The 25,536-nt window shown below is 64.2% G+C and carries 25 protein-coding genes and 1 tRNA gene; 19 read left to right on the top strand and 7 right to left on the bottom strand.

Annotation, left to right across the window (positions count from 1 at the left end):
• The first annotated feature begins 74 nt into the window (after positions 1–74).
• Positions 75–974 carry a transcriptional regulator GcvA gene (gene gcvA, locus ACVMB1_RS15215; RefSeq protein ID WP_057020764.1) on the top strand — a complete coding sequence of 300 codons (900 nt, stop codon included), beginning with the start codon at positions 75–77 and terminating at the stop codon, positions 972–974.
• Between the two features lie 215 nt (positions 975–1,189).
• Here the strand turns inward: gcvA and ACVMB1_RS15210 are convergent, their stop codons facing one another.
• On the bottom strand, positions 1,190–1,978 hold the full coding sequence (locus ACVMB1_RS15210) for an AraC family transcriptional regulator (protein WP_057020763.1): 789 nt from the start codon (positions 1,976–1,978) through the stop codon (positions 1,190–1,192).
• Positions 1,979–2,074: 96 nt separating this feature from the next.
• On the opposite strand from ACVMB1_RS15210, the gene ACVMB1_RS15205 reads away from it, so the two are divergent.
• Complete coding sequence (locus ACVMB1_RS15205) at positions 2,075–2,980, top strand: DMT family transporter (RefSeq protein ID WP_456848709.1); 906 nt, start codon at positions 2,075–2,077, stop codon at positions 2,978–2,980.
• A gap of 426 nt (positions 2,981–3,406) precedes the next feature.
• Here the strand turns inward: ACVMB1_RS15205 and ACVMB1_RS15200 are convergent, their stop codons facing one another.
• Together ACVMB1_RS15200 and ACVMB1_RS15195 are read right to left on the bottom strand one after the other, a co-directional pair.
• On the bottom strand, positions 3,407–3,688 hold the full coding sequence (locus tag ACVMB1_RS15200) for a hypothetical protein (protein ID WP_141341851.1): 282 nt from the start codon (positions 3,686–3,688) through the stop codon (positions 3,407–3,409).
• A gap of 163 nt (positions 3,689–3,851) precedes the next feature.
• A complete protein-coding gene (locus tag ACVMB1_RS15195; RefSeq protein WP_456848707.1) occupies positions 3,852–4,526 on the bottom strand; it encodes a hypothetical protein in 675 nt (224 codons plus the stop codon).
• Positions 4,527–5,275: 749 nt separating this feature from the next.
• Between ACVMB1_RS15195 and ACVMB1_RS15190 the strand changes: the two genes are divergently transcribed.
• Both ACVMB1_RS15190 and ACVMB1_RS15185 read left to right on the top strand, forming a co-directional pair.
• Positions 5,276–5,533, top strand: coding sequence for a hypothetical protein (locus tag ACVMB1_RS15190; protein ID WP_456848705.1), 258 nt, complete (start codon positions 5,276–5,278; stop codon positions 5,531–5,533).
• Between the two features lie 239 nt (positions 5,534–5,772).
• Complete coding sequence (locus ACVMB1_RS15185; protein ID WP_210262909.1) at positions 5,773–6,081, top strand: hypothetical protein; 309 nt, start codon at positions 5,773–5,775, stop codon at positions 6,079–6,081.
• A 241-nt stretch (positions 6,082–6,322) separates the two neighbouring features.
• Here ACVMB1_RS15185 and ACVMB1_RS15180 read toward each other — a convergent pair.
• Both ACVMB1_RS15180 and ACVMB1_RS15175 read right to left on the bottom strand, forming a co-directional pair.
• Positions 6,323–6,416: transfer RNA gene (locus ACVMB1_RS15180), tRNA-Ser, on the bottom strand.
• A 239-nt stretch (positions 6,417–6,655) separates the two neighbouring features.
• A complete protein-coding gene (locus ACVMB1_RS15175; RefSeq protein WP_456849906.1) occupies positions 6,656–9,136 on the bottom strand; it encodes a transglycosylase SLT domain-containing protein in 2,481 nt (826 codons plus the stop codon).
• 331 nt (positions 9,137–9,467) lie between these two features.
• Here ACVMB1_RS15175 and dapA point away from each other — a divergent pair, with 331 nt between their 5' ends.
• The 4 genes from dapA (at position 9,468) to ACVMB1_RS15155 (ending at position 12,004) form a co-directional block, all read left to right on the top strand.
• Positions 9,468–10,358, top strand: a complete 891-nt coding sequence (dapA, locus tag ACVMB1_RS15170; RefSeq protein ID WP_076834417.1) for a 4-hydroxy-tetrahydrodipicolinate synthase — start codon at positions 9,468–9,470, stop codon at positions 10,356–10,358.
• A gap of 59 nt (positions 10,359–10,417) precedes the next feature.
• The gene (mscL, locus tag ACVMB1_RS15165; protein ID WP_057020874.1) at positions 10,418–10,834 is read left to right on the top strand and encodes a large conductance mechanosensitive channel protein MscL; all 417 of its coding nucleotides are present in this window, start codon (positions 10,418–10,420) and stop codon (positions 10,832–10,834) included.
• A 1-nt stretch (position 10,835) separates the two neighbouring features.
• Positions 10,836–11,309 (top strand): SsrA-binding protein SmpB, encoded by a 474-nt coding sequence (smpB, locus tag ACVMB1_RS15160; RefSeq protein WP_076834415.1) that lies wholly within the window; start codon positions 10,836–10,838, stop codon positions 11,307–11,309.
• A 113-nt stretch (positions 11,310–11,422) separates the two neighbouring features.
• On the top strand, positions 11,423–12,004 hold the full coding sequence (locus tag ACVMB1_RS15155) for a peroxiredoxin (protein ID WP_456848703.1): 582 nt from the start codon (positions 11,423–11,425) through the stop codon (positions 12,002–12,004).
• 211 nt (positions 12,005–12,215) lie between these two features.
• On the opposite strand, the gene ACVMB1_RS15150 is transcribed toward ACVMB1_RS15155, so the two are convergent.
• A complete protein-coding gene (locus ACVMB1_RS15150; RefSeq protein WP_456848701.1) occupies positions 12,216–12,875 on the bottom strand; it encodes a uracil-DNA glycosylase in 660 nt (219 codons plus the stop codon).
• Positions 12,856–13,488, bottom strand: a complete 633-nt coding sequence (locus ACVMB1_RS15145; RefSeq protein ID WP_016844002.1) for a LabA-like NYN domain-containing protein — start codon at positions 13,486–13,488, stop codon at positions 12,856–12,858. The genes ACVMB1_RS15150 and ACVMB1_RS15145 overlap by 20 nt, the downstream gene beginning before the upstream one ends.
• A 361-nt stretch (positions 13,489–13,849) precedes the next feature.
• Between ACVMB1_RS15145 and rpoZ the strand changes: the two genes are divergently transcribed.
• The 11 genes from rpoZ to ACVMB1_RS15090 all read left to right on the top strand — a co-directional run bounded on the left by rpoZ (position 13,850) and on the right by ACVMB1_RS15090 (position 25,463).
• Positions 13,850–14,242 carry a DNA-directed RNA polymerase subunit omega gene (rpoZ, locus tag ACVMB1_RS15140; protein ID WP_016844003.1) on the top strand — a complete coding sequence of 131 codons (393 nt, stop codon included), beginning with the start codon at positions 13,850–13,852 and terminating at the stop codon, positions 14,240–14,242.
• Between the two features lie 210 nt (positions 14,243–14,452).
• A complete protein-coding gene (locus ACVMB1_RS15135; RefSeq protein ID WP_057020754.1) occupies positions 14,453–16,744 on the top strand; it encodes a RelA/SpoT family protein in 2,292 nt (763 codons plus the stop codon).
• 101 nt (positions 16,745–16,845) lie between these two features.
• On the top strand, positions 16,846–17,619 hold the full coding sequence (locus ACVMB1_RS15130) for a pyridoxine 5'-phosphate synthase (protein WP_141342645.1): 774 nt from the start codon (positions 16,846–16,848) through the stop codon (positions 17,617–17,619).
• Positions 17,616–18,032 (top strand): holo-ACP synthase, encoded by a 417-nt coding sequence (acpS, locus tag ACVMB1_RS15125; protein ID WP_021078359.1) that lies wholly within the window; start codon positions 17,616–17,618, stop codon positions 18,030–18,032. Before ACVMB1_RS15130 ends, acpS begins: the two co-directional genes overlap by 4 nt.
• Before the next feature lie 283 nt (positions 18,033–18,315).
• Positions 18,316–19,077: a signal peptidase I gene (gene lepB, locus ACVMB1_RS15120; protein WP_028333840.1), complete on the top strand. Its 762-nt coding sequence runs from the start codon at positions 18,316–18,318 to the stop codon at positions 19,075–19,077.
• The gene (rnc, locus tag ACVMB1_RS15115; protein WP_057020752.1) at positions 19,074–19,895 is read left to right on the top strand and encodes a ribonuclease III; all 822 of its coding nucleotides are present in this window, start codon (positions 19,074–19,076) and stop codon (positions 19,893–19,895) included. The genes lepB and rnc overlap by 4 nt, the downstream gene beginning before the upstream one ends.
• On the top strand, positions 19,888–20,811 hold the full coding sequence (gene era, locus ACVMB1_RS15110; protein ID WP_057020751.1) for a GTPase Era: 924 nt from the start codon (positions 19,888–19,890) through the stop codon (positions 20,809–20,811). Before rnc ends, era begins: the two co-directional genes overlap by 8 nt.
• Positions 20,812–20,825: 14 nt before the next feature.
• Complete coding sequence (locus ACVMB1_RS15105) at positions 20,826–21,206, top strand: hypothetical protein (protein WP_057020750.1); 381 nt, start codon at positions 20,826–20,828, stop codon at positions 21,204–21,206.
• Between the two features lie 56 nt (positions 21,207–21,262).
• Positions 21,263–22,012, top strand: coding sequence for a DNA repair protein RecO (gene recO / locus ACVMB1_RS15100; protein ID WP_456848698.1), 750 nt, complete (start codon positions 21,263–21,265; stop codon positions 22,010–22,012).
• A 72-nt stretch (positions 22,013–22,084) separates the two neighbouring features.
• On the top strand, positions 22,085–24,340 hold the full coding sequence (gene parC, locus ACVMB1_RS15095; protein ID WP_076834399.1) for a DNA topoisomerase IV subunit A: 2,256 nt from the start codon (positions 22,085–22,087) through the stop codon (positions 24,338–24,340).
• Between the two features lie 172 nt (positions 24,341–24,512).
• Positions 24,513–25,463, top strand: a complete 951-nt coding sequence (locus ACVMB1_RS15090; RefSeq protein ID WP_456848696.1) for a cation diffusion facilitator family transporter — start codon at positions 24,513–24,515, stop codon at positions 25,461–25,463.
• Positions 25,464–25,536: the final 73 nt, after the last annotated feature.

The raw sequence follows: 25,536 nt of genomic DNA, 5'->3' as shown, positions 1-25,536 counted from the left end.
AGCTGATAGGGCGCCCCGAATGTCGAGTTGGCAAACCAGATTTGCTGGGCAATTCAGATTAGAAAATCTAAATCATGGAAAGCCGGCTTCCACCCCTGAACGCGCTCAAGGCGTTTGAATCCGCTGCTCGCCATCTCTCGGTGAAGCTCGCGGCCGAGGAGCTATGCGTGACGCCGGGCGCGGTCAGTCAGATGCTCAAGACGCTCGAAGCCGATCTCGGCGTGAAGCTGTTCGAGCGGGTTCCGCGCGGCATCTATCTCACCGACGCCGGCCGCGACTATCTGCCGTCGATCCGCAACGCGTTTCGCCAGATCGCGGATGCCTCGCGCCGCGTCGCGGCATCGGTCGATGTCGGTACGCTCACGGTGAGCGTCACGCCGTTCTTTGCGTCGGCCTGGCTGGTGCCCCGCATGGCCTCGTTCCAGGATGCGCATCCCGAGATCGATCTGCAGATCGTCACCAGCAACACAGTGGTCGATTTCTCGCGCAGCGGCGTTGACGTCGCGGTGCGCCACGGCCTTGGCCGCTATCCGGGGCTGCGCAGCGACCGCGTCGTCACCGTGGAGATGGTGGCGGTGGCATCGCCGTCGCTGGTTGAGCGACTTGGCCGGCCGGCATCTCCGGGCGAACTCGCGGGCTGGCCGCAGGTGCATGACGCCGATCGCAAGGGGTGGAGCCTGTGGTTTCAGGCCAACGGCATCGCGGAGGTTCGCACGCCGCGCGGACCCTCGTTCGATGACAGCGGCCTTCTGCTGAAGGCCGTGCTGACGGGGCAGGGCGCGGGCCTGCTGCCGGCCGCGATGGTCGCAAATGAGATCGCGAGCGGCGAACTGGTCCAGCTGCTCGAGACCGCGCATCTGGAGGAGTTCGCCTACTATCTCGTCTGTCCCGACAACCGGCAGTCGCTTCCGAAGATCGCGGCGTTCAGGGAATGGATCCTGGGACCGGAGGCTCAGTCGGCGGCGGAGCACTAAAGCGCGACGAAATTATGCCAGGCCGAGCAACGGACTCTGCTTCACCTCGCCCCGTGTGCGGGGAGAGGCCGGATCGCATGGAGCGAAGCGCAATGCGATCCGGGTGAGGGGGAATCTCCGCGAGTCTAACTCGAAGTTGTTTTGCGGATGCAGCCCCTCACCCCAACCCTCTCCCCGTAAGAACGGGGAGAGGGAGCACAGCGGCAGTGGACGGCTCACCGATAGAACGCGTTGGGCGGCACGCCAAAATGCTTGCGGAACATCGCGGTGAAGGCGCTCTGGCTGGCATAGCCGGCATCGAGCGCGACATCGATCACGCGGGCGCCGCGCGCGAGGCGTTCGAGCGCGAACAGCAGGCGGGCCTGCTGACGCCATTCGCCGAACGTCATGCCGGTTTCCCTGGCGAACAGACGATGGATGGTCTTCGACGTCAGCTTCAGCCGGCGCGCCCATTGCTCCGCCGTGGAGCCATCGTCCGGGTGGGCCACCAGCGCGGCGCAGATCCGCGCGAGCCTTTCGTCGCGCGGCATCGGCAAGTGCAGCGGCAGCACATCGACTTCGCGCAGCTGGTCGAGCAGCACGCGCATCAGGCGCTCATCGGAGGTCGCGGGCGCATAGTCCAGCGGGACGCGCATCGCGGCGACGAACAATTCGCGCAGCAGCGGCGAGACCGCGAACACGCAGCTGGCCCCCGGCAGATCGGGAGCCGCGTCGGCGTCCACGAACACGGTGCGGATCTTGACCGCGCCGCACATCCGGACCTCGTGCGCGAGATCGGCCACCAGCCACACCGCACGGTTGGGCGGCACCACCCAAGTGCCTTCAGCGCAGCGAACGACCATCACGCCTTCGATCGCATAGAGCAGCTGGCCGCGCGGATGCGCGTGCAGGCCGGTCGACGCGCCGCTCGGATAGTCGATCTCCATCGCCGCCATCGGCCGCGCCGTGGCGTGATAGTCGAGGTGCCGTGTGGTCAGCTCGTCCAACACGTCTTCATCTCGCATGTCCCAATCTCACTAGGTGAGGTCATTCTAGCGTGAGACGGACGTTAGCGCGACAGGTAGTTGCTGGAGCGTCCTTCACCAACGCGCTGCCGGGTCATGTTCAAGCAGAAAGTCGCACTTCTCTATCCCTTCGTTGCCATCGTGCTGTGGGCGGGCAACGTCATCGTCTCTCGCCTCTCGGCGCACACGATCGGTCCGCAGGCGATCACCTTCTATCGCCTGCTGGTCGCGATGCTCTTGATGTCTCCGTTTGTGGCGCGCGGCGCCTGGCGCAATCGCCGTGCGATCTGGCCGCATCTCGGTCCGCTCGCGATCCTCGGCTTCCTTGCGATGTGCCTGTTCCAGAGCCTGTCGTATCTGGCGGCCGAAACCGCCACCGCGACCAACATGGCTGTCTTCACCGCGCTGACGCCGCTGTTGACGGTCGCCCTCAGTGCCGCGCTGCTCGGCGAACCGCCGACGCTTGGCATGATCTGGGGCGCACCGCTGTCATTTGCGGGCCTCGTCTACCTCGTCAGCGGCGGCGACTTGTCGTCGCTGTTGCAGAACGGCGTGCATGCGGGCGACGCGCTGATGCTGCTGGCCGCGATCGTCTATGCGCTGTACGGCGTGCTGCTGAAACGCTGGAATCTCCCGATCACTGGATGGCAATCCACCTACATGCAGGCGCTGTGCGCGCTGGCCGTGATGTTTCCCGCGTTCCTCGCGACGCCGGCGCCGCTGCGTCAGGTCAACGCCGAGACTTTGCCGCTGATCGTCTATGCCGGCGCGCTCGCGTCGGTGGTGCTGCCGTTCCTCTGGATCCGCGGCGTCGCGCAGCTCGGCCCGAACCGCTGCGCGATCTTCATGAATCTCTTGCCGGTGCTGACGGCCGCGGCCGCGATCGTGATGCTCGGCGAGCCGGTCAGGCCGTTCCACGTCATCGGCGGCGGCCTCGCGCTGCTCGGTGTCGCCAGCGCGCAAGCCTTGCCGCGGCCGCTAAAGATCACGATCGGTGCGTGATAACGAAGTGACGGATCGCCGATCTCGCTGTTTTGATCGCATGTGAGAAGCCAGGGCAGAATACAGCGCTACGCTCGGCGATCACCTGTTCGGTGAAACGGAGTGATCGTGATGCGTGTTGCCTTGCGTGTTTGCTTGCCTGTTGCCTTAGCCCTGACGTTGCCCCTTGTGGTCCTGTGGAGTGCGGATGCTGACGCCGCAAAGGCGCATCATCGTCGCGGGCGACAGCACCTCATCATCCGTCCAAGTGAACAGGTCGTGTCTCCGGACCGGTACGTATATCCGGGCTTTGGCCCGATCCCGCCCGGCGAGAACCGAAACCTCGATCCATCCACCCGCGGCAGCGGCTGACGTCGTCGCCGCCGCACTGATGCTTCATCGCATCGATCGCTCTGCCCGCGTGCAAGGAGCTGGTCAAAGACCGAGCTATGCTGCGTCGGTCACCAGCTTGTGCTGAGATCTCTCGGCGACGCGCTTTTCGAGCGTGGCAATCGTTCCCTTGAGATTGGCGTGCCGCTCATTGAGCGACCTTGCCAAAATCGGATACCTCGCGTCCGATCGGTCATAAATTCCCACGCGCGCTTCTTCGGTCGCGATGTCGGCTTCGATCTGCCGGCAGGCCAGGACGAGATCGGACAGCATCTTGCTGACCGTCGACTCGCGTCCGCTACGTCCGCCAGCTGTCTCAAAACGATGATGCATGTTCATTTGCGTGCTCCGAATGTCTGAGTTCGGCACACCGAGAACAGCTGGCGCCGAACTATTCACGGATACATCGCAAGTTCCCTGCCAGTTGGGGGTCCGTAAGAATACTGTCGGGGCGGTGCGGCGCGGCGTGTGCCGCCGGCTGGCGACAGTCTGATGGCTCGGACTATTCTCGCCGCCACGCCGGAACGCAAGCACCTAGCGTGACGCGCTTGTAGTCTCGCGCGGCGTCCTGATCTCCTGCCTGTTCGGCAAACCTGACCGCTGCTTCCATGTCTTGAGCGGCGGACGCGCTGTCGCAGAATTGGCTGCCAATTTCAGCCCGGTATCGATATGCCCTGTAGTTCATCGGGTTGTACCGAAGCGCAAGGTTGTAGCTGTTTTGCTCCTCAGTGGCGCCTCGGCGTGCTTCATCCGACTGACTGCCGAAATTGGTTTGGCGATTGAGCGCCTGGAGTGTCCCGAGCTCCGTGTAACGCAGAGACATCGCGCCGAAACTGGCAGGAAGTGCGTCACCCGACGAAGAAGGTTGCCTCGCCGAGGTGCGTTCAATTTCGATCTTCTTGTACTTGATGGCGTTGCCGTAGTCCCGCAAGCCTTGGAAGGTGCTCGATATTTCGCCGGTGATCGACGCAAGATAAGCGGTCGAGAGGCGTCGATCGCTCAGCAGGTTGAGACACGCCCGTATCTTTGCCTGCGCAGGCAAGACGTCGCGACATTCCTTGTCAACCACACGCCACTCGTCCCGCGAATGCAGCGTCGGCGGCGTCTGCGCAGCAGGCAGAACGAGAACCAGCGCGAAACAGATCGCTAACCTGAGACCGCGACTTGGGCCATCCATCTATTTCTTCGCCTTCAGCTCGATCTCGACCGGCCGACGGATTCTTCGCGCGGGCGCCTTGATCATTTGATGCCAAATAATCAGGCCGAGGGAAAGCTGACGCGGTTCATGGATGGGCCTAAAAGTGGGGCCGTTCGTGACTGGGAAAGACCGAACGACCCCAGCCGGCCCGTAGTGCCAAAATGGAAGAAATAGGCCGGCGCTCCAGTTACGGAGTCGCCGGACAAATGGTTTCACCAGAGCCAATTGACGTCGCTACCGTACGTCCCCAATGCGGCTGCTTGCTATGAACGGGCGGGGTCGGCTTGACGGCAGGTCGTCAGGACAAACGCTGCCTTGCTACATTGCCACTCGCTGCCAAGCGCAGCGCTCGAGACCGGCCGCGGGGCAGCAGCGATCGCCAGCACAACAACCATGCAAGCCAGCGAAGTTGCGACCACGAGCCTGCCTGCCTTGGATGAGAAGCGCTGCCGTAACCAGGGACCCAAGTCGGCGGATCGGCGAAGCTGGGCGTTACGCAGAACCTGGTCGGTATCCTGGAAGTGGATGCCACTGTCTTGCTGCATGGCTTTACCCCGGAAATATTCAGGTGAAATAAACAATGCGGGGATGGTGGGCGCGGTTTGTTGCGTGCTCGCTTCGCGGAGCCGGGAATGATGTTTCATTCACGCGGAGGTGACAACCGGTCCAGGCCACGGGCCGATGCCGGCATTCCTCCAGGACGACCCTCTTAGGACCGCCGCTCAAGAGTGAGTAAAGGGCTGCTTTTTCTGCGGCTTATGGACAATACCGGGCGAACAAGAGAACTGGAAAATACTTTCGAAGTCACAGTCAGCGGTCGCACGCCAATACCGTTTTGGATGTGGGCGATTGCCTCGGCGGTCCCCCATTTCGGATGGAGCAACGGCGAAGGCATCAAAGGTGCGGCGCTCGCCGTGTTGTTCGCTGGCCTGCTCGATAGGCCGCTTCCGGATCGTCTGCCCGGCTGGGCAACCGACTGGATCTGATCAAATCCCCAAAAAGTACGCCGCCGGTCTCAAAAATACACGCCCGGCGGCGTTTCCTTCCTGAACTGGGACACTGAAATCCCCAGCACGGTCCAGAGTGCAGGCACTATGCCATCGCGGTTCGCGCCGGGGCGGCTAAGTACCCGTGTCGCGTCGCTGGATTGCTTGACCTAGATCAAACCCCACGACCGAAACACAGCCTCGCATGCGCTCCTCCTGTAATTTCAATGGAGGGTAGCATGGCAGTAGTCGTGCAGTACGTGGTCAAGCCGAATCCAGGCGGTGACCTCGCAGGAATACTCGAATTGGCAAAGGAGAGTGCCGCGCTTTGGCGCAAGCATGGTGGCAAACCAAGGTTCTGGTCTGTCGCCGTCGGTGAAGCCGGCAATTTCGTTTTCTCAGTAAATTTTGAGACGTTTTCGGCTTATGGCGCGGCGGTTGACAAGCTGAACGCCGATCCAGCTTTCCAGACCTGGCAAGCGAAGAGATTGAAAGCGGGCTTGACCACCCTTGTGCGCGCGAACATGGCAATCGAGATTGAACTTTAAGGGAGCGCCGTGCAGCACGCCAAAAGTACGCCGCCGGGCTCGAAATGGCATTGCCCCGGCGGCGCTTCTTTATCCAGCCTTGGTCATATTTGCAGTAACGGTCGAACTGATCGCCGTCTCAAGTTTCGGAAAATCGGTACGATTCTGAGAGATGAATTTGACCATGCTCTCGCACGAGGTTGTCACCCATGTCTTAGGTACGACCTGTTACCCATGTCTCCGGGCTGGACAAATAGTTGGCTGGCGGAGACGGAGGGATTCGAACCCTCGATAGGCCTTTACAAGCCTATAACGGTTTAGCAAACCGCCGCCTTCAGCCACTCGGCCACGTCTCCAATGGCGCCGATATGCCCGAGAGGGCGCTGAGCCGCAAGCGGCAGATTCAGATTGCGCCAAGGTGATTTGAGGGCAGCTCGGCCGCCGGCCGTCCCCAAGCCTTTATAAACCGCGCCGATCGGCTCGTATCGGAGCGCGCGGTTGCTTAAAATGCAAGATATAACAATAGATTAGCTGGATCTTTGGTCGAGGCTGGAAGCTGCGGTCGCCCAGCCTGTTGAAAACCCGTTGCGCCGGCTCATTCCACGCTGGCGCCGCGTCGCAAATCGGCCTCGATCTGCAATTTGGTGCCGCCGCCGAACCGGGCGCGATAGACCTGCAGGTTTTCCATGATCCGCTGGACGTAGTTCCGCGTCTCCGAGAACGGAATCAGCTCGACCCAGTCGACCGCGTCGACCTTGGGATCGCGCGGATCGCCATAGCGCTCGATCCACTTCCGCACGCTGCCGCGGCCGGCATTGTAGGCGGCGAAGGTCAGGATGTAGGAGCCGCGATAGTCCTCGAGCAGGCCGCCGAGCTCGGCGGCGCCGAGCATCGCGTTGTAGACCGGATCGGTCTTCATCCGGTTGAGGTCGAAGCCGATGCCGGCGCGCTTGCAGACGTAACGTCCGGCGTCCGGCGTCACCTGCATCAGGCCGTAGGCCTGGGCCGGCGACACCACCGCAGGATTGAACGCGCTCTCCTGGCGCGCGATCGCGTAGACGACGCTTTGCTCGACCTCCGGCCCGACCTGGCGGAACGAGGGGATGCCGTTGACCGGATAGGCGTAATGGTCGAACGGCAGTCCGCGGTTGAGCGCGGCCTTGCCCATCAGCAGCATGCCGCGGGCATCGCCGTGGCGCGCGGTGAGCTCGCCGAGGCCGGCAAGGGCTTCCGGATCGCCATTGTCGCCCATGTCGCCGAAGATCGGGATCGCGAGCTCGCGCGCGTCGATTTCGTAGAGCAGCGCTACCGCGCGTACGATCTCCAGCCGCTCGGCGCCGCGGCCGCGCGGCGCGCTGTTCAGCTCGATCTGCGGCAGGCCGAGCTTGGCGCGCGCGAGCTGGCCGTAATAGCTGGTGGACTGCTCGGCCGCGCGTCCGTAGGCGGCGCGCGCCTCCTGGCCGCGGCCGGCGGCTTCCGCGGCGCGGCCCTGCCAATAGCCGGCACGCGCCAGCGCGGTCGGGTTGGCGCTGCCGACGCCGATCCGCGCGAAATGCTGGGCGGCGAGGGCGGGATCGTTGAGGAAGCGCAGCGCGATCCAGCCCGAGGTGAATTCCTGCTCGGTCTTGTAGATGTCGCGGGCCGGCAGCGCCGCGTCGCGCGCGATCAAATAGGCGGTACGAAACTCGTTGGTGTCGATCATCTTGCGCGCCAGCAGCCGGCGCTCGATCCACCATTCGTCGACATTGTAGAGGCGGGAGGCTTCCTTCGGTGCGCTCAGCATCAGCCGCGCGGCCTCGGAGAATTTCTCCTCGCGGCGGAGCAACTGGATCCTGGCGAACAAGTAGCCGGTGTCGCCGGAGAGTTCGCTCGGCACGGCTTCCAGCAGCGCGCGCAGGTTCGAACCCTTGCGGGTGGCGGCGATGCGTGCTTTCGCGAGCGCCACGTAGCCGGAGCCAAGGCGTTTGGCTTCGCGCATGCCGGCGGCCTCGTTGTCGGTGCCGTACAGCATGGTGTCCATGCGTGCCTTGTGGTCGCCGGCAGTCAGGAAGGAGCCGAACAGCTCAAGCGCGGTGTTTTCGGTGTCCTCGCTCATCCCGTCGTTGCGCCAGGCCTCGCGGACCAGGCGCTCGGCATTGCCGCGGTCGCCGCGTCCGATCATCACCTTGGCGAGCGAGAGCCGGCCCTTGGCCGAGACCGGCGATTCATTCTGGAACCAGGCCCAGACCGCGGAGTCGTCGCGGTGGTCGTCCCACAGCGAAGCCTCGATGCGGCGACGCAGGAAGGTCTGCGACGGCCAGCTCGGATTGGCATCGAGGAAGGCGCGGTAGCGCTCGACCGAGGCGCCGTTGTCCTCGCTGCGCAGGATCAGCCATTCGGCAAGCTTGCGCGCGACCGGATCTGAGATCGAGGCCTCGGCCTCGGTGGCGTCCGCCGGCTTGCGCTTGCGCAGCAGCTCGACGACGCTTGCAAGCGCTTCCTTGTCCGACTGCGACGTCGAGGATGTCGCGGCCACGGCCGCAGGCAGCACCGGCTTGCGCGCGATCGGCGCGGCATGCTGGCGGGTTGCCGGAACCAGTGCGGGCGCGGGCACCGACCTGTTCGATACAGTTCCCGTTGCAACCGGAGCGGCGGGCTTGTTCGCGGTGGTCTTGGATGTGTTGGTCTTGGACGTGGTGCCCTTGGATTCCGTGGGCTTCGGAGCCGTTGCCTTGTGAGCTTCGGTCTTGGCAGGAGCGGCCTTGGCTCCGTCCGTCTTGACCGCGCCGGACATGGACGACGTTGCCTTGTGAGTGTCAGTCTTTCCAGCGCTGGTCTTGGCAGCGTCAGTCTTGGCCGCGTCAGTCTTGGCGGCGCCGGGTTTGGTTGCCGCTGGCTTTGACGCCGCCGCCTTCGGAGCCGTGGACTTCGGCGCGGTCTTGGAGGCGGCGCTCTTGGAAGCTTGGGCAGCGGGCTTTGCGGTTGGAGCATCCTCGGCGGCCCAGGCATCTGCCGTGATGGCGGCAAGGCCGACAACGAGCGCCAGGCTCGTCGCCAGCGCCGTCGACCGCAATGTGCCTGCACGAACGGAACGGATCACAGAAGTCCTCTGCGGCCCCGAATCATCTGGTCGTTTGGGCCATGGGTTCTTATTTGATTGAAAACGTACACAAAATACTAAGAAGCCTGCCGGTGCGGCTGTTTGCGCCAGCACAACGGCAAAATCGCGGCTGGAAACGATTTCGCGCTCCGCAGATTACCGCTGGGAATAGGTACGGTACGGCCCTTTCGCCTGTCCGCCAGACCCGATATGAATTGCCTTTCATGGCGTTTCGCAACAACCGGGTGCCGGTCGCACGGACGTGAAGCGCGCCAACAACAAAGGTCCGTCGACCTAGCCTTTAGCCTGAAGCGTTTGGAGGAAGTCCATGGCAGCCAAGACAAAATTCCGGGGATCATTCACTGCCTTGGTGACGCCCTTCAAAAACGGCTCGGTGGACGAAGCCGCCTTCCGCGGCCTCGTTAACTGGCAGATCGCCGAGGGCACCCACGGCCTGGTGCCGGTCGGCACCACCGGCGAGAGCCCGACGCTGAGCCACGACGAGCACAAGCGGGTGGTCGAGTGGTGCATCGAGGAGGCCAAGGGCCGGGTGCCCGTGATCGCCGGCGCCGGCTCGAATTCGACCAAGGAGGCGATCGAGCTCGCCGAGCACGCCGAGAAGGCCGGCGCCACCGCGGTGCTGGTCGTGACGCCGTACTACAACAAGCCGACGCAGGAAGGCATGTATCAGCACTTCAAGGCGATCAACGATGCGATCGGCATTCCGATCATCATCTACAACATCCCGCCGCGCTCGGTGATCGACATGTCGGTCGACACCATGAAGCGGCTGTTCGAGCTGAAGAACATCGCCGGCGTCAAGGACGCCACCGCGAGCATGGTGCGGGTCTCGCAGCAGCGCGCCGCGATGGGCGAGGATTTCAACCAGCTCTCCGGCGAGGACGCCACCATCATCGGCTACATGGCCCATGGCGGCCACGGCTGCATCTCGGTGACCTCGAACGTCGCGCCGCGGCTGTGCTCGGAGTTCCAGACCGCCTGGCAGAAGGGCGACGTCACCACGGCACTGAAGATCCATGACAAGCTGATGCCGTTGCACACCAACCTGTTCATCGAGAGCAATCCGGCGCCGGTGAAGTACGCGATGTCCCTGCTCGGCAAGCTCGACGAGAAGCTGCGCCTGCCGATGGTGCCGGTCACCGAAGCGACCCGCCAGGCGGTCCGCAGCGCGATGGTGCACGCCGGCCTGATCAACTAAGCCGGACCGCGACCGCCGTGAACAGTGCCGTGCGCAATGTCGAGCAGAAGGGGATGGGCATGCTGAAGGAATTCCGCGAATTCGCCATGAAGGGCAACGTCGTCGACCTCGCCGTCGCCGTCATCATCGGTGCAGCCTTCGGCGCGATCGTCACCTCGCTGGTCGGCGACATCATCATGCCGATCATCGGCGCGATCACGGGCGGACTCGACTTCTCCAACTATTTCACCGGGCTTTCCAAGGCCGTGAACGCGACCAACCTCGCCGACGCCAAGAAGCAGGGCGCGGTGCTGGCCTGGGGCAGCTTCCTGACGCTGACGCTCAATTTCCTGATCGTCGCTTTCGTGCTGTTCATGGTCGTCCGCTTCATGAATCAGTTCAAACGCAAGGATGAGGCCAAGCCCGCCGAACCGCCGAAGCCGTCCGACGAAGTCGTGCTGCTGACGGAAATCCGCGACCTCCTCAAGAAGAGCTAAAGTGGCCGAGAAGAACGAACGCCCGATCAAGGTTGTTGCCGAAAACCGAAAGGCCCGCTTCAACTACGCAATCGAGGACACGATCGAGGCCGGCATTTCGCTGACCGGCACCGAGGTGAAATCAATCCGCAACGGCAAGAGCACGATCGCGGAATCCTATGCGGATTCCAAGAACGGCGAGATCTGGCTGATCAACGCCAATATTCCTGAATATCTGCAGGCCAACCGCTTCAACCACGAGCCGAAGCGGCCGCGGAAGCTGCTGCTGCATCGCAAGCAGATCAACAAGCTGCTCGGCGCGGTCGACCGCGAGGGCATGACGCTCATTCCGCTGAAGCTGTATTTCAACGAGCGCGGCCGTGCCAAACTGCTGCTTGCGGTCGCCAAGGGCAAGAAGCTGCACGACAAGCGCGAGACCGAGAAGAAGCGCGACTGGAGCCGCGAGAAGGGCCGCCTGATGCGGGCGCGGGGATAGCGTTCAAGTCGTCATTGCGAGGAGCGAAGCGACGAAGCAATCCATCTGTCCAGTGCGCGTCTCTATGGATTGCTTCGCTTCGCTCGCAATGACGACCGAGGGAGATTTGGGTCATGAGCCAATCGAGCCTTACTGACGTCGACTGGAGCAAGATTCCGGCGCCGACGGATGACGGCGGCGCGGGGCATCTGACCGGCATGACGATCCCGCCGGTCAGGCTGCGCGCCACCGACGACACCGCGGTGGCGCTGTCGGCGCTCAAGGGCCGCACCGTGGTGTTCGCCTATCCGCGAACCGGCGAGCCCGGCAAGATCGGGCTGGTCGACGAATGGGACTTGATCCCCGGCGCCCGCGGCTGCACGCCGCAGACCTGCGCATTCCGCGACCTGTTCGCCGAGCTGAAGGCGGCCGGCGCCGCCCAGGTGTTCGGGCTGTCGACGCAAAGCAATGCGTACCAGGCCGAGATGGCGTCGCGCCTGCATCTGCCGTTCCCGGTGCTGTCCGACGAAGCGCTGGAACTGACGCACACGCTGAAGTTGCCGACGATGTCGGTGGCGGGGCTGATCCTGATCAAGCGGCTCGCGCTGGTCATCGACGATGCGCGCATCAGCCACGTGTTCTATCCGGTGTTCCCGCCGGACCGGAACGCCGGAGACGTGCTGGAATGGCTGAGGGCCAATCCGCGGACGGACTAGAGCAATACGAAGTCATGGGTCGTCGCAGGGGGCGCTGCCAAAATATCGAGAACAACCCCATGCAAAGCAGCCGGCGGCGGCCGGCCTTCACCAGGCAACTTGACACGTCGGGCAACTCAGGGATACTTTTCTATTATTCCGAAGTCGCGCGAGTGGGTACCCTTTGGCAGGCTTTGGATAGCCGTTCGCAATGCGGATACCGGAAGGGGCGCTAGCCGAGTTCCTTGCGCACGGTCGCGAACACCTTGCGGAACATATCGGTCGTCAACACGCCGGTGTTCGTGTTGTAGCGCGAGCAATGGTAGCTGTCGTAGAGCTTGAATTCGCCCGCGCTATGCACGGCACCGTGCACAAAGGGCGCGGCCGCCAAGCGAACATCCAATGCCTTGAGAGTCGATTCGTGCGCGATTCGTCCGAGCATCACGATCGCGCGCAGCTTCGGCATCGCCGCGATGGTGGCGCGGAGGAATTGCCGGCAGGTGTTGATCTCGGCCGGCAGCGGCTTGTTCTGCGGCGGCACGCAGCGCACCGCATTGCTGATCCGGGCGTCGACCAGCTTCAGGCCGTCGTCCGGCCGCGCCTGATAGACGCCGCTGGCAAAACCATATTCGAGCAAGGTCGCGTAGAGCAGATCACCGGCGTAGTCGCCGGTGAAGGGACGGCCGGTGCGGTTGGCGCCCTGCATGCCCGGCGCGAGGCCCACGATCAACAACCGCGCATTCGGATCGCCGAACGATTCCACCGGCGAGTTGAACCAGTCCGGATGCAGTGCGCGCGCCTGCGCGCGGAAGTCGGCCAGCCTGACACAAAGCTGACAGTTGCTGTCGGGGCGCGTAGCAGCAGCGACGAGATTACTCGTCGAAATCGTCATCGGCTCCCCGTGGGGCCATGGTGGTCGCGCGCTGCAGGAATTGCGGGGAGTGGTGACGCGGTTCGCGCGGGGCCGGACGTTCCGACGGATCGCGGCCGAGCTTGGATTGCAGCTCGACGAGGTCGGTGAAGACGTCGGCCTGCCGGCGCAGCTCGTCGGCGATCATCGGCGGCTGGCTGGCGATGGTGGAGATGACCGTGACGCGAACGCCGCGGCGCTGCACGGCCTCCACCAGCGATCGGAAGTCGCCGTCGCCGGAAAACAGAATCATCTGGTCGATGTGCTCGGCGAGTTCCATGGCATCGACGGCGAGCTCGATGTCCATGTTGCCCTTCACCTTGCGGCGGCCGCTGGCGTCGATGAATTCCTTGGTCGCCTTGGTGACCACGGTGTAGCCGTTGTAATCGAGCCAATCGATCAACGGGCGGATCGACGAATACTCCTGATCCTCGATGATCGCCGTGTAGTAGAACGCACGGAGCAGGGTGCCGCGACTCTGGAACTCCTTGAGGAGGCGCTTGTAGTCGATGTCGAAGCCCAGCGTCTTTGCGGTGGCGTAAAGATTCGCTCCGTCGATGAAGAGCGCGATCTTGTTGGAAACAGGTGACGACATCAAAGTGTTCTCGCGTGGTTGTTAGTGTTCTTAGCGCGGCGGTGATCAACCGCGCGCAATTTCCGGCGTTGCTGCCTAAAGTTCTGTGAATCTTTCCCCGCGACAGTCACCACCGCAATTATGGTGAGGCGAGGGCAAAAAGCCTAGACCCTTGACATTGCAATGAAGAGATTTACTCGCCTGGGACAGCAACCTGGCCATGTCGTCAGACGCTCCGGCCCTTCTGGCCCCCGTCAGACCGGGTTATCAGAGCCTGTTCGGAAGGCAAATCACAAATTTTACCTTGCGAAACCGGGGCTAGGCCTATAACTAACCCTCATAACCTACATGTTCGGTCCCTTTTACCACGGAGCGCCTCGAGATGGCTCGCGTCACCGTCGAAGATTGCATTGACAAGGTCGACAATCGTTTCGACCTCGTCCTGTTGGCCGCGCATCGCGCCCGGATGATCTCCTCGGGGTCGCAACTCACGGTTGATCGCGACAACGACAAGAATCCGGTCGTCTCGCTGCGCGAGATTGCCGATTCGACGATCTCGCCGGAAGACCTGAAAGAGGAACTCGTTCACTCCCTGCAGAAGTTCGTCGAGGTCGACGAGCCCGAGCCCGACACCGTGCCGCTGATCGGTTCCGCCGGTGCCAGCGTCGACGCCGACGACACCGAGGTGGCGGTCGAGCGGATGACCGAGGAAGAGCTGCTGAAGGGCCTTGAGGGTCTGGCGCCCCCGGAGGAGCAGCCCGAGGAAGACGAGTAAGCTCGCCGTCGTTTCGAACAGATTTGCCGAAGGCCCGGACATTGCTCCGGGCCTTTGCTTTTGTTGACAATTTTGCTGTTACGGTGCGTCCTACGCGGACGCGGGAAATTGAATGGTTCCGGGGCCCGCGCGGGGTGCTGCTTCATTGGAAAGCGCACTAGATTGAGGAAAGGTGGGACGTTCCGGTCCCGCGCGAGAGGCAGCGAGTTCATGGCGTATCGACGCCGCAGTTCCATCCAGATGCAGGCTGCAACCGAAACGGTCGCGGTGGCGCCGACGTCGTCCACGGCGGAGAGGCCGGCCAAGCCGCGGACGCGAATGATGCGACAATATGACCTTGTCGAGCGCGTCCGCTCCTACAACCCCGACACCAACGAAGACCTGCTCAACCGCGCCTATGTCTACGCCATGAAGGCGCACGGCACGCAGACCCGTGCTTCCGGCGATCCCTATTTCTCGCATCCGCTCGAGGTCGCCGCGATCCTCACCAACCTCAAGCTCGACGACGCCACGATCGTGGCGGCGCTGCTGCACGACACGATCGAGGATACCGAGGCGACGCGGGCCGAGATCGACAATGTGTTCGGTCACGAGATCGGCGCGCTGGTCGAAGGCCTGACCAAGCTGAAGCGGCTGGAACTGGTGTCGCGCGAGGCCAAGCAGGCCGAGAATTTGCGCAAGCTGCTGCTTGCGATCGCCGACGACGTCCGCGTGCTGCTGATCAAGCTCGCCGACCGGCTGCACAACATGCGCACGCTGGAATTCGTGCCGCCGGCCTCGCGCCGGCGCATCGCCGAGGAGACGCTGGATATCTATGCGCCGCTGGCCGGCCGCATGGGTATGCACGAGATGCGCGAGGAGCTCGAGGACCTGTCGTTCTTCGTGCTCGATCCCGAGGCCTATGCGGTGGTCAAGCAGCGGCTGGACTCGTTGGCCGAGCGCAACCGCAATTTGATCGGCGAGATCGAAACCCAGCTCTCCAAGAACCTGCAGAAGAACGGCATCACCGCGCGGGTGTTCGGCCGCCGCAAGCAGCCGTTTTCGATCTGGACCAAGATGGAGCGCAAGTCGGTCGGCTTCGAGCAGCTGTCCGATATCTACGGCTTCCGCATCATCCTCGACGATGTCGGCGCCTGCTACCGCGCGCTCGGCATCGTCCACACCACCTGGCCGGTGGTGCCGGGCCGCTTCAAGGACTACATCTCGACCCCGAAGCAGAACGACTACCGCTCGATCCACACCACGGTGATCGGGCCGGGCAAGCAGCGCGTCGAGTTGCAGATCCGCACCGAGGACATGAACCAGATCGCCGAGTTCGGTATCGCCGCGCATGCCTTCTACAAGGAGGGCGCGGGCTCGCCGCACGAGCGGCTGAAGCACGAGTCCAACGCCTTCGCCTGGCTGCGCCACACCATCGGCATCCTCTCGGAAAGCGCCAATCCGGAAGAATTCCTCGAGCACACCAAGCTCGAGCTGTTCCACGACCAGGTGTTCTGCTTCACGCCGAAGGGCAAGCTGATCGCGCTGCCGCGCAACGCCAACGTGATCGATTTCGCCTATGCCGTTCACACCGGTGTCGGCAACAGCGCGGTCGGCTGCAAGATCAACGGCAAGTTCGCGCCGCTGTCCTCCGAGCTGCAGAACGGCGACGAGGTCGAGGTGCTGACCTCGAAGGCACAGTCGGCGCCGCCGTCGGCCTGGGAGGCGCTCGCCCGCACCGGCAAGGCGCGGGCCGCGATCCGCCGTGCCACCCGCGACGCGGTGCGCGACCAGTATGCCGGCCTCGGCCGCCGCATCGTCGACCGCCTGTTTGCCCGCGCCAAGATCGAATACGCCGACGACAAGCTGAAGGGCGCGTTGCCGCGGCTCGCGCGCGGCTCGATCGAGGACGTGATGGCCTCGGTCGGGCGCGGCGAGATCAAGGCCTCCGACGTCGCGCGCGCGATGTATCCCGATTACAAGGAAGAGCGGCTGGTGCGCTACGGCGCCAAGAAGGGTCTCGCCGCCAAGCTGAAGACGCAGAACCCGCCGCATCCGGCGCGCGCCACCTCGGTGATCCCGGTGCGCGGCATCAATTCCGACCTGCCGGTGAAGTTCGCGCCGAACGGCGGTGCCGTGCCGGGCGATCGGATTGTCGGCATCGTCACGCCGGGCGAGGGGATCACGATCTATCCGATCCAGTCGCCGGCGCTGAAAGATTTCGAGGAGGAGCCGGAGCGCTGGCTCGACGTGCGCTGGGATATCGACGAGACCATGCCGCAGCGCTTCCCGGCCCGTATCCTGGTCCACAATGTCAACGAGCCCGGCAGCCTCGCCCAGATCGCGACCGTGATCGCCGAGCACGACGGCAATATCGACAACATCCACATGTCGCGCCAATCGCCCGATTTCACGGAGCTGACCATCGATCTTGAGGTCTATGACCTCAAGCATCTCAGCGCTATCATCGCCCAGTTGCGCGCCAAGGCCGTCGTCGCTCGGGTCGAGCGCGTCAATGGGTAACGTCTCGTCGTTGCCGGGCTTGACCCGGCAACCCATCTTTCCAAAAGGATGGATGCGCGGGTCAAGCCCGCGCATGACGGGCTAGATTGCAGGTCAAAGAGATGTCCAAAACTCCGCCGCTGCGTCTCGGTATCAATGTTGATCACGTCGCCACCCTGCGCAACGCCCGGGGCGGAGCGCGGCCCGATCCGGTGCGGCTGGCGCTTGCCGCGATCGCGGCCGGCGCCGACGGCATCACCGCGCATTTGCGCGAGGATCGCCGCCACATCCGCGATGAGGACATGGCGCGGCTCAAGGCCGAGATCTCCAAGCCGCTGAATTTCGAGATGGCGGCGACCGACGACATGCTGCGGATCTCGCTCGCCACCAAGCCGCACGCGGTTTGCCTGGTGCCGGAACGGCGCCAGGAGCTCACCACCGAAGGCGGCCTCGACGTGGTCGGCCAGCACAACGCACTGGCGCCGTTCATCGCGCGGCTGGGTGACGCCGGCATCCGCGTCTCGCTGTTCATTGCCGCCGATCCCAGGCAGATCGAGATGGCCGCGAAGCTGAAGGCGCCCGTGATCGAGATCCACACCGGCGGCTGGTGCGACGCTGTGGTCGACGGCCACCAGGACAAGGCGGAGGCCGAATGGAAGCGCATCGTTGCCGGCGCCAAGCTCGCGCAGGCGGCCGGGCTCGAGGTCCATGCCGGCCACGGGCTCGACTATGACACCGCGGAGACGATTTCCGCGCTGCCCGAAATCCGGGAGTTGAACATCGGTTATTTCATGATGGGCGAGGCACTGTTCGCCGGCATCGCCGGGACGGTGCGCGAGATGCGTGCGGCGATGGACCGCGGCCGCGCCAGGGCGCAGGGTGGCGTCAGCGCATGATCATCGGCATCGGCTCCGACCTGATCGACATCACCCGGGTGGCCAAGGTGATCGAGCGCCATGGCGAGCGCTTTCTCGACCGCATCTTCACCGACGCCGAGCGCGCCAAGGCGATGCGCCGCGCCAACAACGAGAAGATGGTGGTCGCAACCTACGCCAAGCGCTTTGCCGCCAAGGAAGCTTGCTCCAAGGCGCTCGGCACCGGTATCCGGCGCGGGGTGTGGTGGAAGGACATGGGCGTCGTGAACCTGCCGGGCGGGCGGCCGTCGATGCGGCTGACCGGCGGGGCGCTGGCCCGGCTGCAGGAACTGACGCCCGAGGGCATGCAGGCGCAGATCGACCTTTCGATCACCGACGATTGGCCGTTGGCCCAGGCCTTCGTCATAATTTCGGCGGTTGCCCCCGCCAGATGATCCCGCGGTGCCGGATTCTGCCGGAAAACTTCAGCAAACTAAAAAATCATTGATATTTCAATGAATTGCGAAGTTTTGAGGCGGCGATTGATTGCGCCCCTGCGAACAACCGTCTAAAACGCCGCAGGGTTATATCGAGCGAGACGCTGATTCCGGGTTTAGGCCGGAATTTGCCCTCAAGATCAGAATCAAGGCCATTTTCCTCACGCGAAGGCCGAACGCTTCGCGCGAAGAGAACGTTCTGCCACCGCGTGGACATCAGTCCACGGGAATTGGGAAAGCAATGAGCGTGACCACCGGGACCAAATCTGAAAGCGGCTTGGGCGAGACCATCCGCGTCGTCATCCATGCTCTTCTGATCGCGCTCGTCATCCGCACCTTCCTGTTCCAGCCGTTCAACATCCCCTCCGGGTCGATGAAGGCGACGCTCCTGGTCGGCGACTACCTGTTCGTCTCGAAATATTCCTATGGTTACAGCCACTATTCGATCCCGTTCTCGCCGAACATTTTCTCGGGCCGCATCTTCGGCTCGGAGCCGAACCGCGGCGACATCGTGGTGTTTCGGCTGCCGCGGGATGACTCCACCGACTACATCAAGCGCGTCATCGGGCTGCCCGGCGACCGCATCGAGGTGAAGAGCGGGCTGCTCTACATCAACGATGAGCCGATCAAGCGGGAGCGGCTGAGCGATTTCGTCGGCGAGGATCCCTGCGGCTCGGCGGATGCGACCGCCCGCGTCAAGCGCTGGAAGGAGACGCTGCCGAACGGCGTCAGCTATGAGACGCTGGACTGCACCGACAACAGCTACATGGACAACACCATCGTCTACACCGTTCCGCCCGGGCATTTCTTCATGATGGGCGACAACCGCGACAACTCCACCGACAGCCGCTTCCTGTCGCAGGTCGGCTACGTGCCGTTCGAGAACATCATCGGGCGAGCCCAGATGATCTTCTTCTCGATCGCCGAGGGCGAGCAGGCCTGGATGATCTGGCGCTGGCCGCTTGCCGTGCGGTGGAATCGCCTATTCTCTATCGTGCGATGAACGACGATACCGCATCCATCAACGATCCAGCGCCGACCGGCGAGCCGAGCCAGACGCCTGCCGCCGACGGCACAGCCGCGCCGAAGAAGCGGCGCAGCAAGGCGGCCAAGGCCGCTGAGGAGAAGGCCGCGATCGCCGGCACCGAGGCGCGGATCGGGTACACGTTCCAGGATCCCGCGCTGCTGACCACCGCGTTCACCCACGTCTCCGCGCTGAAGCCCGCCACGCGCAACCGCGCCGACAGCTACCAGCGGCTGGAGTTCCTCGGCGACCACGTGCTCGGGCTGATCGTGTCGGACATGCTGTTCCGGTCGTTCCCCAAGGCCGACGAGGGCGAATTGTCGAAGCGTCTCGCCGACCTCGTGCGCAAGGAGAGCTGCGCCGACGTCGCCAAGGCGCTCGGGCTGCTCGAGGACATCAAGCTCGGCATGGTGAAGGCGGTCGAGGGCGCCCGGCTGCGCAAGTCCGTGCTCGGCGATATCTGCGAAGCGGTGATCGGGGCGATCTTCCTCGACGGCGGCTACGAGGCCGCGCGCCAGTTCGTCGAGCGCAACTGGACCGAACGGATGCACAAGCTGCGCCGGCCGCTGCGCGATCCCAAGACCGTGTTGCAGGAATGGGCCCAGGGCAAGGGGCTGCCGACGCCGGTCTATCGCGAGGTCGAACGCACCGGTCCGCATCACGATCCACAATTCCGCGTTGCGGTCGACCTGCCGGGCCTGGCCTCCGCCGAGGGCCTCGGTGGCAACAAGCGCGCGGCCGAGAAGGCGGCGGCATCCGCGATGATCGAGCGCGAAGGCGTCGGCACCAATGACTGACGAGGCCAAAGGGCAAGGGGACGCGACGCGCTGTGGCTTCGTCGCGCTGATCGGTGCGCCCAATGTCGGCAAGTCGACGCTGGTCAACGCGCTGGTGGGCTCCAAGGTCACGATCGTCTCGCGCAAGGTGCAGACCACGCGCGCGCTGATCCGCGGCATCGTGATCGAGGGCAACGCGCAGATCATCCTGGTCGACACGCCCGGCATCTTCGCGCCGCGGCGCCGGCTTGACCGCGCCATGGTGTCGACCGCCTGGAGCGGCGCGCACGACGCCGATCTCGTCTGCGTGCTGCTCGATGCGAAGTCGGGCCTCGACGAAGAGGCCAACGCGATCCTGACCAAGCTCGAAACCGTCGCGCATCCGAAGATCCTGGTGCTGAACAAGGTCGATCTCGTGCAGCGCGAGAAGCTGCTGGCGCTGGCGCAGGCCGCCAACGAGCGGATGCGCTTCGAGCACACCTTCATGATTTCGGCGCTGTCCGGCGACGGCGTTGCCGATTTGCGCCAGACGCTCGCCAAGCTGGTGCCGGCGGGGCCGTTCCTCTATCCCGAGGACCAGATGTCGGATGCGCCGATGCGGCATCTGGCGGCCGAGATCACGCGCGAGAAGATCTACAGCCATCTGCATCAGGAACTGCCGTACCAGTCGACGGTCGAGACCGACAGCTGGACCGACCGCAAGGACAAGTCGATCCGCATCGAGCAGACGATTTTTGTCGAGCGCGAGAGCCAGCGCAAGATCGTGCTCGGCAAGGGCGGCGCCACCATCAAGTCGATCGGCGCGCAGGCGCGTGCCGAGATCGCCGAGATCATGGGCGTCCCCGTGCATCTGTTCCTGTTCGTCAAGGTGCGCGAGAACTGGGGTGACGATCCCGACCGCTACAAGGAAATGGGACTGGAATTCCCCAAGGAATAAGAGTCGACGCTTGCATGAACGTGCCCAGAAATGTGCTGTGGTTTGAGGTTCTGCTCTATCTGTCGCTGACGCTGGATGCGCTGTCGGTGGCGTTTCAGGACCGCACGCCGACTGTCCTGAAGACCGAGCAGGTGATCATGGGTGAGACCCTGACGGCCGGCTGCATGATCCTGCTCCTGATGTATTTCGTCCGGCTTGCCGCGCAGCACCGCAAGAACTGGCCGCGCTGGGCGCTGCTCGCGGTGCTCGTCTTGTCGTTGATGTCCCTGGTGCAGGTCATCGGCGCAAGGGGCATGGAGATCGACAGCGCCATCGAGGTGGTGTCATGCATTCTGACCACGGCCGGGCTGTATTATTCCTTCACCGGCGACGCGCGGGGCTGGTTCAACGCGTAGCGAATGACGCGTGCGGAAAGCTGCGTTCATCCGCGGAATCCTGCTAGACTCCGCACATGGAATGGACCGACGAAGGCATCGTGCTGGGCGTGCGGCGGCATGGCGAATCCTCCGCCATCGTCGAGCTGTTGACGCGCGAGCACGGCCGCCATCTCGGCCTGGTGCGCGGCGGCGCCAGCTCGCGGATGCGGCCGCTGCTGCAGCCCGGCAACAGCGTCACCGCGGTGTGGCGGGCGCGGCTCGACGAGCATCTCGGCATGTACGCGCTGGAGGGCACGCGGCTGCGCGCGGCGACGCTGCTCGGCTCGTCGCATGCGGTCTATGGTGTCACGCATCTGGCGGCGCTGGCCCGGCTGCTGCCCGAGCGCGATCCGCATGAGGACATCTACGAGATGCTGGAGGGGACGCTCGACGATTTCGAGGACGCAGGCGTTGCCGCCGTGCACCTGATCCGGTTCGAGCTCGCGATGCTGACCGAGCTCGGCTTCGGACTCGACCTGGAAAACTGCGCAGCCACCGGGGAGACCACCGACCTGATCTACGTGTCGCCGAAATCCGGCGGCGCGGTGTCGCGCGCCGCCGGCGAGCCATGGCGCGACCGGCTGTTGCCGCTGCCGGCGTTCCTGCGCGAAGGCGCGGGCGGCGCCAACAGCTGGTCGGACCAGGACCTGCTCGACGGCTTCCAGATCACCGGCCTGTTCCTGCTCCGCCACGTGCTGGAGCCCCGCGGCCAGGGCCATTCCGACGCCCGCGACGGATTTATCAACGCCGTGACGCGGCGGCGGGGCCGGAGCGCGGTTCCGTAAGGCCGATTCGGGCCTTAAATTCCCGCTGATTCGCGGCTTGCCCGATTCAGCGCCAAGGTTTAACGCCTCCCCATGGGAAAACGACAGATACCGCCGGAAGAGCCGGCCGAAATTCACGAGGTGCCGCTGCGTGATGCGCTCGAGGAGCGCTATCTCGCCTATGCGCTCTCGACCATCATGCATCGCGCGCTGCCGGACGCCCGCGACGGGTTGAAGCCGGTGCATCGGCGCATCCTCTACGGCATGGACCTGCTCGGGCTCGACCCGCGCGCCGCGTTCAAGAAGTCGGCCAAGATCGTCGGCGACGTGATGGGCTCGTTCCATCCTCACGGCGACCAGGCGATCTACGACGCCATGGTGCGCCTGGCGCAGGATTTCTCCTCGCGCTACCCGCTGGTCGACGGCCAGGGCAATTTCGGCAATATCGACGGCGACAACCCGGCCGCCTACCGCTACACCGAAGCGCGCATGACCGAGGTCGCGCGCCTCTTGCTCGAAGGCATTGACGAGGACGGCGTCGAGTTTCGTCTCAACTATGACGGCCAGTCGAAAGAGCCGGTGGTGCTGCCGGGCGGCTTCCCGAACCTGCTCGCCAACGGCGCGCAGGGCATCGCGGTCGGCATGGCGACCTCGATTCCGCCGCACAACGCCGCCGAGCTCTGCGACGCCGCGCTGCATCTGATCGAGAAGCCCGACGCCAAGTCGAAGGCGCTGCTGAAATGGGTCAAGGGCCCGGACTTCCCGACCGGCGGCATCGTGGTCGATTCCAAGGAAGCGATCGTCGAGGCCTACACCACGGGGCGCGGCTCGTTCCGCACCCGTTCGCGCTGGACCCAGGAGGAAGGCGCCCGCGGCACCTGGGTGGTCGTCGTCACCGAGATCCCGTGGCTGGTGCAGAAGTCGCGGATCGTCGAGAAGATCGCCGAGCTCATCAACGAGAAGAAGCTGCCACTGGTCGCCGACGTCCGCGACGAGTCGGCCGAGGACGTCCGGCTCGTGATCGAGCCGAAATCGCGCACCGTCGATCCGGCGCTGATGATGGAGTCGCTGTTCCGGCTGACCGAGCTGGAAAGCAAGATCTCGCTGAACCTCAACGTGCTGATCAAGGGCCGCATCCCCAAGGTGGTCGGCCTTGCCGAGTGCCTGCGTGAATGGCTCGACCACCTGCGCGACGTGCTGGTCCGGCGGACCAAATTCCGCAAGACCCAGATCGAGCACCGCCTGGAAGTGCTGGGCGGCCACCTCGTCGCCTATCTGAACCTCGACAAGGTGATCAAGATCATCCGGACCGAGGACGAGCCGAAGCCGGTCTTGATGAAGACCTTCAAGCTCACGGAGATCCAAGCCGATGCCATCCTCAACATGCGCCTGCGCAATCTGCGCCGCCTGGAGGAGATGGAGATCCGCACCGAGGACAAAGATCTTCGCAAGGAGCTGAAGGGCATCGAGGGCCTGCTCGGTTCCGAGACGGAGCAATGGGCCAAGGTCAGCGATCAGGTGCGCAAGGTCCGCGATATCTTCGGGCCGAAGACGCCGCTCGGCAAGCGCCGCACCACCTTCGCCGATGCGCCCGAGCATGACCTCGCCGCGATCGAGGAAGCGCTGGTCGAGCGCGAGCCGTGCACCGTCGTGATCTCAGAGAAGGGCTGGGTACGGACGCTGAAGGGCCATGTCGAGGATCTCTCCGGCCTTGCCTTCAAGACCGACGACAAGCTCGAGCACTCGTTCTTCGCCGAGACCACCTCGAAGCTGTTGCTGTTCGCGACCAACGGCAAGTTCTATTCGCTCGACGTGGCAAAACTGCCGGGCGGCCGCGGCCATGGCGAGCCGATCCGCATGTTCATCGACCTCGAGCAGGACGCCGCGATCATCTCGCTGTTCGTCAACAAGGGCGAGCGCAAGTTCCTGATCGCGAGCAGCGAGGGGCAGGGTTTTGTCGTCAAGGAAGAGGACTGCGTCGGCAACACCCGCAAGGGCAAGCAGGTGCTCAATGTCGAGATGCCGAACGAGGCCCGCGCGATCACGACCGTGAACGGCGACACCGTTGCGGTGATCGGCACCAACCACAAGATGGTGCTGTTCGGCCTCGACCAGGTGCCGGAGATGGCGCGCGGCCGCGGCGTGCGCCTGCAGAAATACACCAGCGCGTCGCTGTCTGACGTTGCGGTGTTCGACGCCAAGGCCGGCTTGAGCTGGAAGGATTCCGCCGGCCGCGAGCACAGCATGACCATGAAGGAACTGGCCGACTGGCGCGGCAACCGCGCCGACGCCGGCCGGCTCGCCCACGGCCTGCCGAAGTCGAATAAGTTCAATCGCGGCGTGGAGTAACGGTGTTGTAGCCCGGATGAAGCGAAGCGAAATCCGGGAGCTCGCGCCGGATCACCAGTGATCCGGATTGCGCTGCGCTCCATCCGGGCTACGGGGGCTCAGTGCGCGGTGTGATAGTATCCACATTTCACCGCGCTATAACCGTCGCCGACGACATCGGGCGACGGTTGCCATGGCGCACAATCACGACCACGACCACAGCGGTCATTCTCACGGACATGCCGGGCATTCCCATGCCGGGCACAGCCACGCGCCTGACAGTTTCGGCACGGCCTTTGCGCTCGGCGCGTCGCTGAATACCGCCTTCGTCGTCGCGGAGCTGATCTTCGGCTATTCCGCCAACTCGTTGGCGCTGGTCTCCGACGCGGTTCACAATCTCTCCGACGTCATCGCGCTGCTGTTGGCCTGGGGCGGGGCATGGCTCGCCGGCAGGCGGCCGACCGATACCCACACCTATGGCTACCGTCGCGCCTCGATCCTGGCGGCGCTGTTCAATGCCGGGCTGCTCCTGATCGCGGTCGGCGGTATCGCGGTCGAGGCGATCAACCGCTTGCGCGAGCCGGCGGAGGTCGCAAGCTGGACCGTGGTCTGGGTCGCGGCGCTCGGCATCCTGATCAATGGCGGCACCGCGCTGCTGTTCATGCGCGGCCGCGACAGCGACCTCAATGTCCGCGGCGCCTATCTGCACATGGCGGCGGATGCCGGTGTCTCGCTCGGCGTCGTGATCGCCGCGCTCCTGATCATGGCGACCGGCTGGCAGTGGCTCGATCCGGCGATCAGCCTGGTGATCGCCGTGATGGTGCTGCTGAGTGGCTGGGAGCTCGCCCGCGACAGCGTCAACCTCGCGCTCGACGCGGTGCCGAGGGGGATCGACCTCAAACAGGTGAGGGATTATCTCGCAGCGCTCGAAGGCGTCACCGAGGTGCACGACCTGCACGTCTGGGCGATGAGCACGAGCGAGACCGCGCTGACCGCGCATCTGGTGCGGCCCGGCGGACACGACGACGTCTTCCTGCATCACGTCTGCGCCGAGCTCTCGGAGCGCTTCAGCATCCACCACGCGACGCTGCAGGTCGAGATCAGCAGCGAGACCTGCCGGCTGGCGCCGGCGGAAATGGTCTAGCCTAGGCAGCCGCGATCCACTCGCATTCAATTGATCGATCGACCCATGTCCACGTCTTCCACGGGCGGCGACG

The organism is Bradyrhizobium sp. USDA 4504, assembly GCF_054063995.1.
The sequence above is the reverse complement of the archived record's forward strand: the minus strand, read 5'-3'. Positions and strand labels throughout refer to the sequence as shown.

What these genes read in the sequence shown, in the direction of transcription:
- gcvA (WP_057020764.1), top strand. Translation starts at nt 75, where the DNA reads ATGGAAAGCCGGCTTCCACCCCTGAACGCGCTCAAGGCGTTTGAATCC.
- ACVMB1_RS15210 (WP_057020763.1), bottom strand. Translation starts at nt 1,978, where the DNA reads ATGCGAGATGAAGACGTGTTGGACGAGCTGACCACACGGCACCTCGAC.
- ACVMB1_RS15205 (WP_456848709.1), top strand. Translation starts at nt 2,075, where the DNA reads ATGTTCAAGCAGAAAGTCGCACTTCTCTATCCCTTCGTTGCCATCGTG.
- ACVMB1_RS15200 (WP_141341851.1), bottom strand. Translation starts at nt 3,688, where the DNA reads ATGAACATGCATCATCGTTTTGAGACAGCTGGCGGACGTAGCGGACGC.
- ACVMB1_RS15195 (WP_456848707.1), bottom strand. Translation starts at nt 4,526, where the DNA reads ATGGATGGCCCAAGTCGCGGTCTCAGGTTAGCGATCTGTTTCGCGCTG.
- ACVMB1_RS15185 (WP_210262909.1), top strand. Translation starts at nt 5,773, where the DNA reads ATGGCAGTAGTCGTGCAGTACGTGGTCAAGCCGAATCCAGGCGGTGAC.
- dapA (WP_076834417.1), top strand. Translation starts at nt 9,468, where the DNA reads ATGGCAGCCAAGACAAAATTCCGGGGATCATTCACTGCCTTGGTGACG.
- mscL (WP_057020874.1), top strand. Translation starts at nt 10,418, where the DNA reads ATGCTGAAGGAATTCCGCGAATTCGCCATGAAGGGCAACGTCGTCGAC.
- ACVMB1_RS15155 (WP_456848703.1), top strand. Translation starts at nt 11,423, where the DNA reads ATGAGCCAATCGAGCCTTACTGACGTCGACTGGAGCAAGATTCCGGCG.
- ACVMB1_RS15150 (WP_456848701.1), bottom strand. Translation starts at nt 12,875, where the DNA reads ATGACGATTTCGACGAGTAATCTCGTCGCTGCTGCTACGCGCCCCGAC.
- ACVMB1_RS15145 (WP_016844002.1), bottom strand. Translation starts at nt 13,488, where the DNA reads ATGTCGTCACCTGTTTCCAACAAGATCGCGCTCTTCATCGACGGAGCG.
- rpoZ (WP_016844003.1), top strand. Translation starts at nt 13,850, where the DNA reads ATGGCTCGCGTCACCGTCGAAGATTGCATTGACAAGGTCGACAATCGT.
- ACVMB1_RS15135 (WP_057020754.1), top strand. Translation starts at nt 14,453, where the DNA reads ATGGCGTATCGACGCCGCAGTTCCATCCAGATGCAGGCTGCAACCGAA.
- ACVMB1_RS15130 (WP_141342645.1), top strand. Translation starts at nt 16,846, where the DNA reads ATGTCCAAAACTCCGCCGCTGCGTCTCGGTATCAATGTTGATCACGTC.
- acpS (WP_021078359.1), top strand. Translation starts at nt 17,616, where the DNA reads ATGATCATCGGCATCGGCTCCGACCTGATCGACATCACCCGGGTGGCC.
- lepB (WP_028333840.1), top strand. Translation starts at nt 18,316, where the DNA reads ATGAGCGTGACCACCGGGACCAAATCTGAAAGCGGCTTGGGCGAGACC.
- rnc (WP_057020752.1), top strand. Translation starts at nt 19,074, where the DNA reads ATGAACGACGATACCGCATCCATCAACGATCCAGCGCCGACCGGCGAG.
- era (WP_057020751.1), top strand. Translation starts at nt 19,888, where the DNA reads ATGACTGACGAGGCCAAAGGGCAAGGGGACGCGACGCGCTGTGGCTTC.
- ACVMB1_RS15105 (WP_057020750.1), top strand. Translation starts at nt 20,826, where the DNA reads ATGAACGTGCCCAGAAATGTGCTGTGGTTTGAGGTTCTGCTCTATCTG.
- recO (WP_456848698.1), top strand. Translation starts at nt 21,263, where the DNA reads ATGGAATGGACCGACGAAGGCATCGTGCTGGGCGTGCGGCGGCATGGC.
- parC (WP_076834399.1), top strand. Translation starts at nt 22,085, where the DNA reads ATGGGAAAACGACAGATACCGCCGGAAGAGCCGGCCGAAATTCACGAG.
- ACVMB1_RS15090 (WP_456848696.1), top strand. Translation starts at nt 24,513, where the DNA reads ATGGCGCACAATCACGACCACGACCACAGCGGTCATTCTCACGGACAT.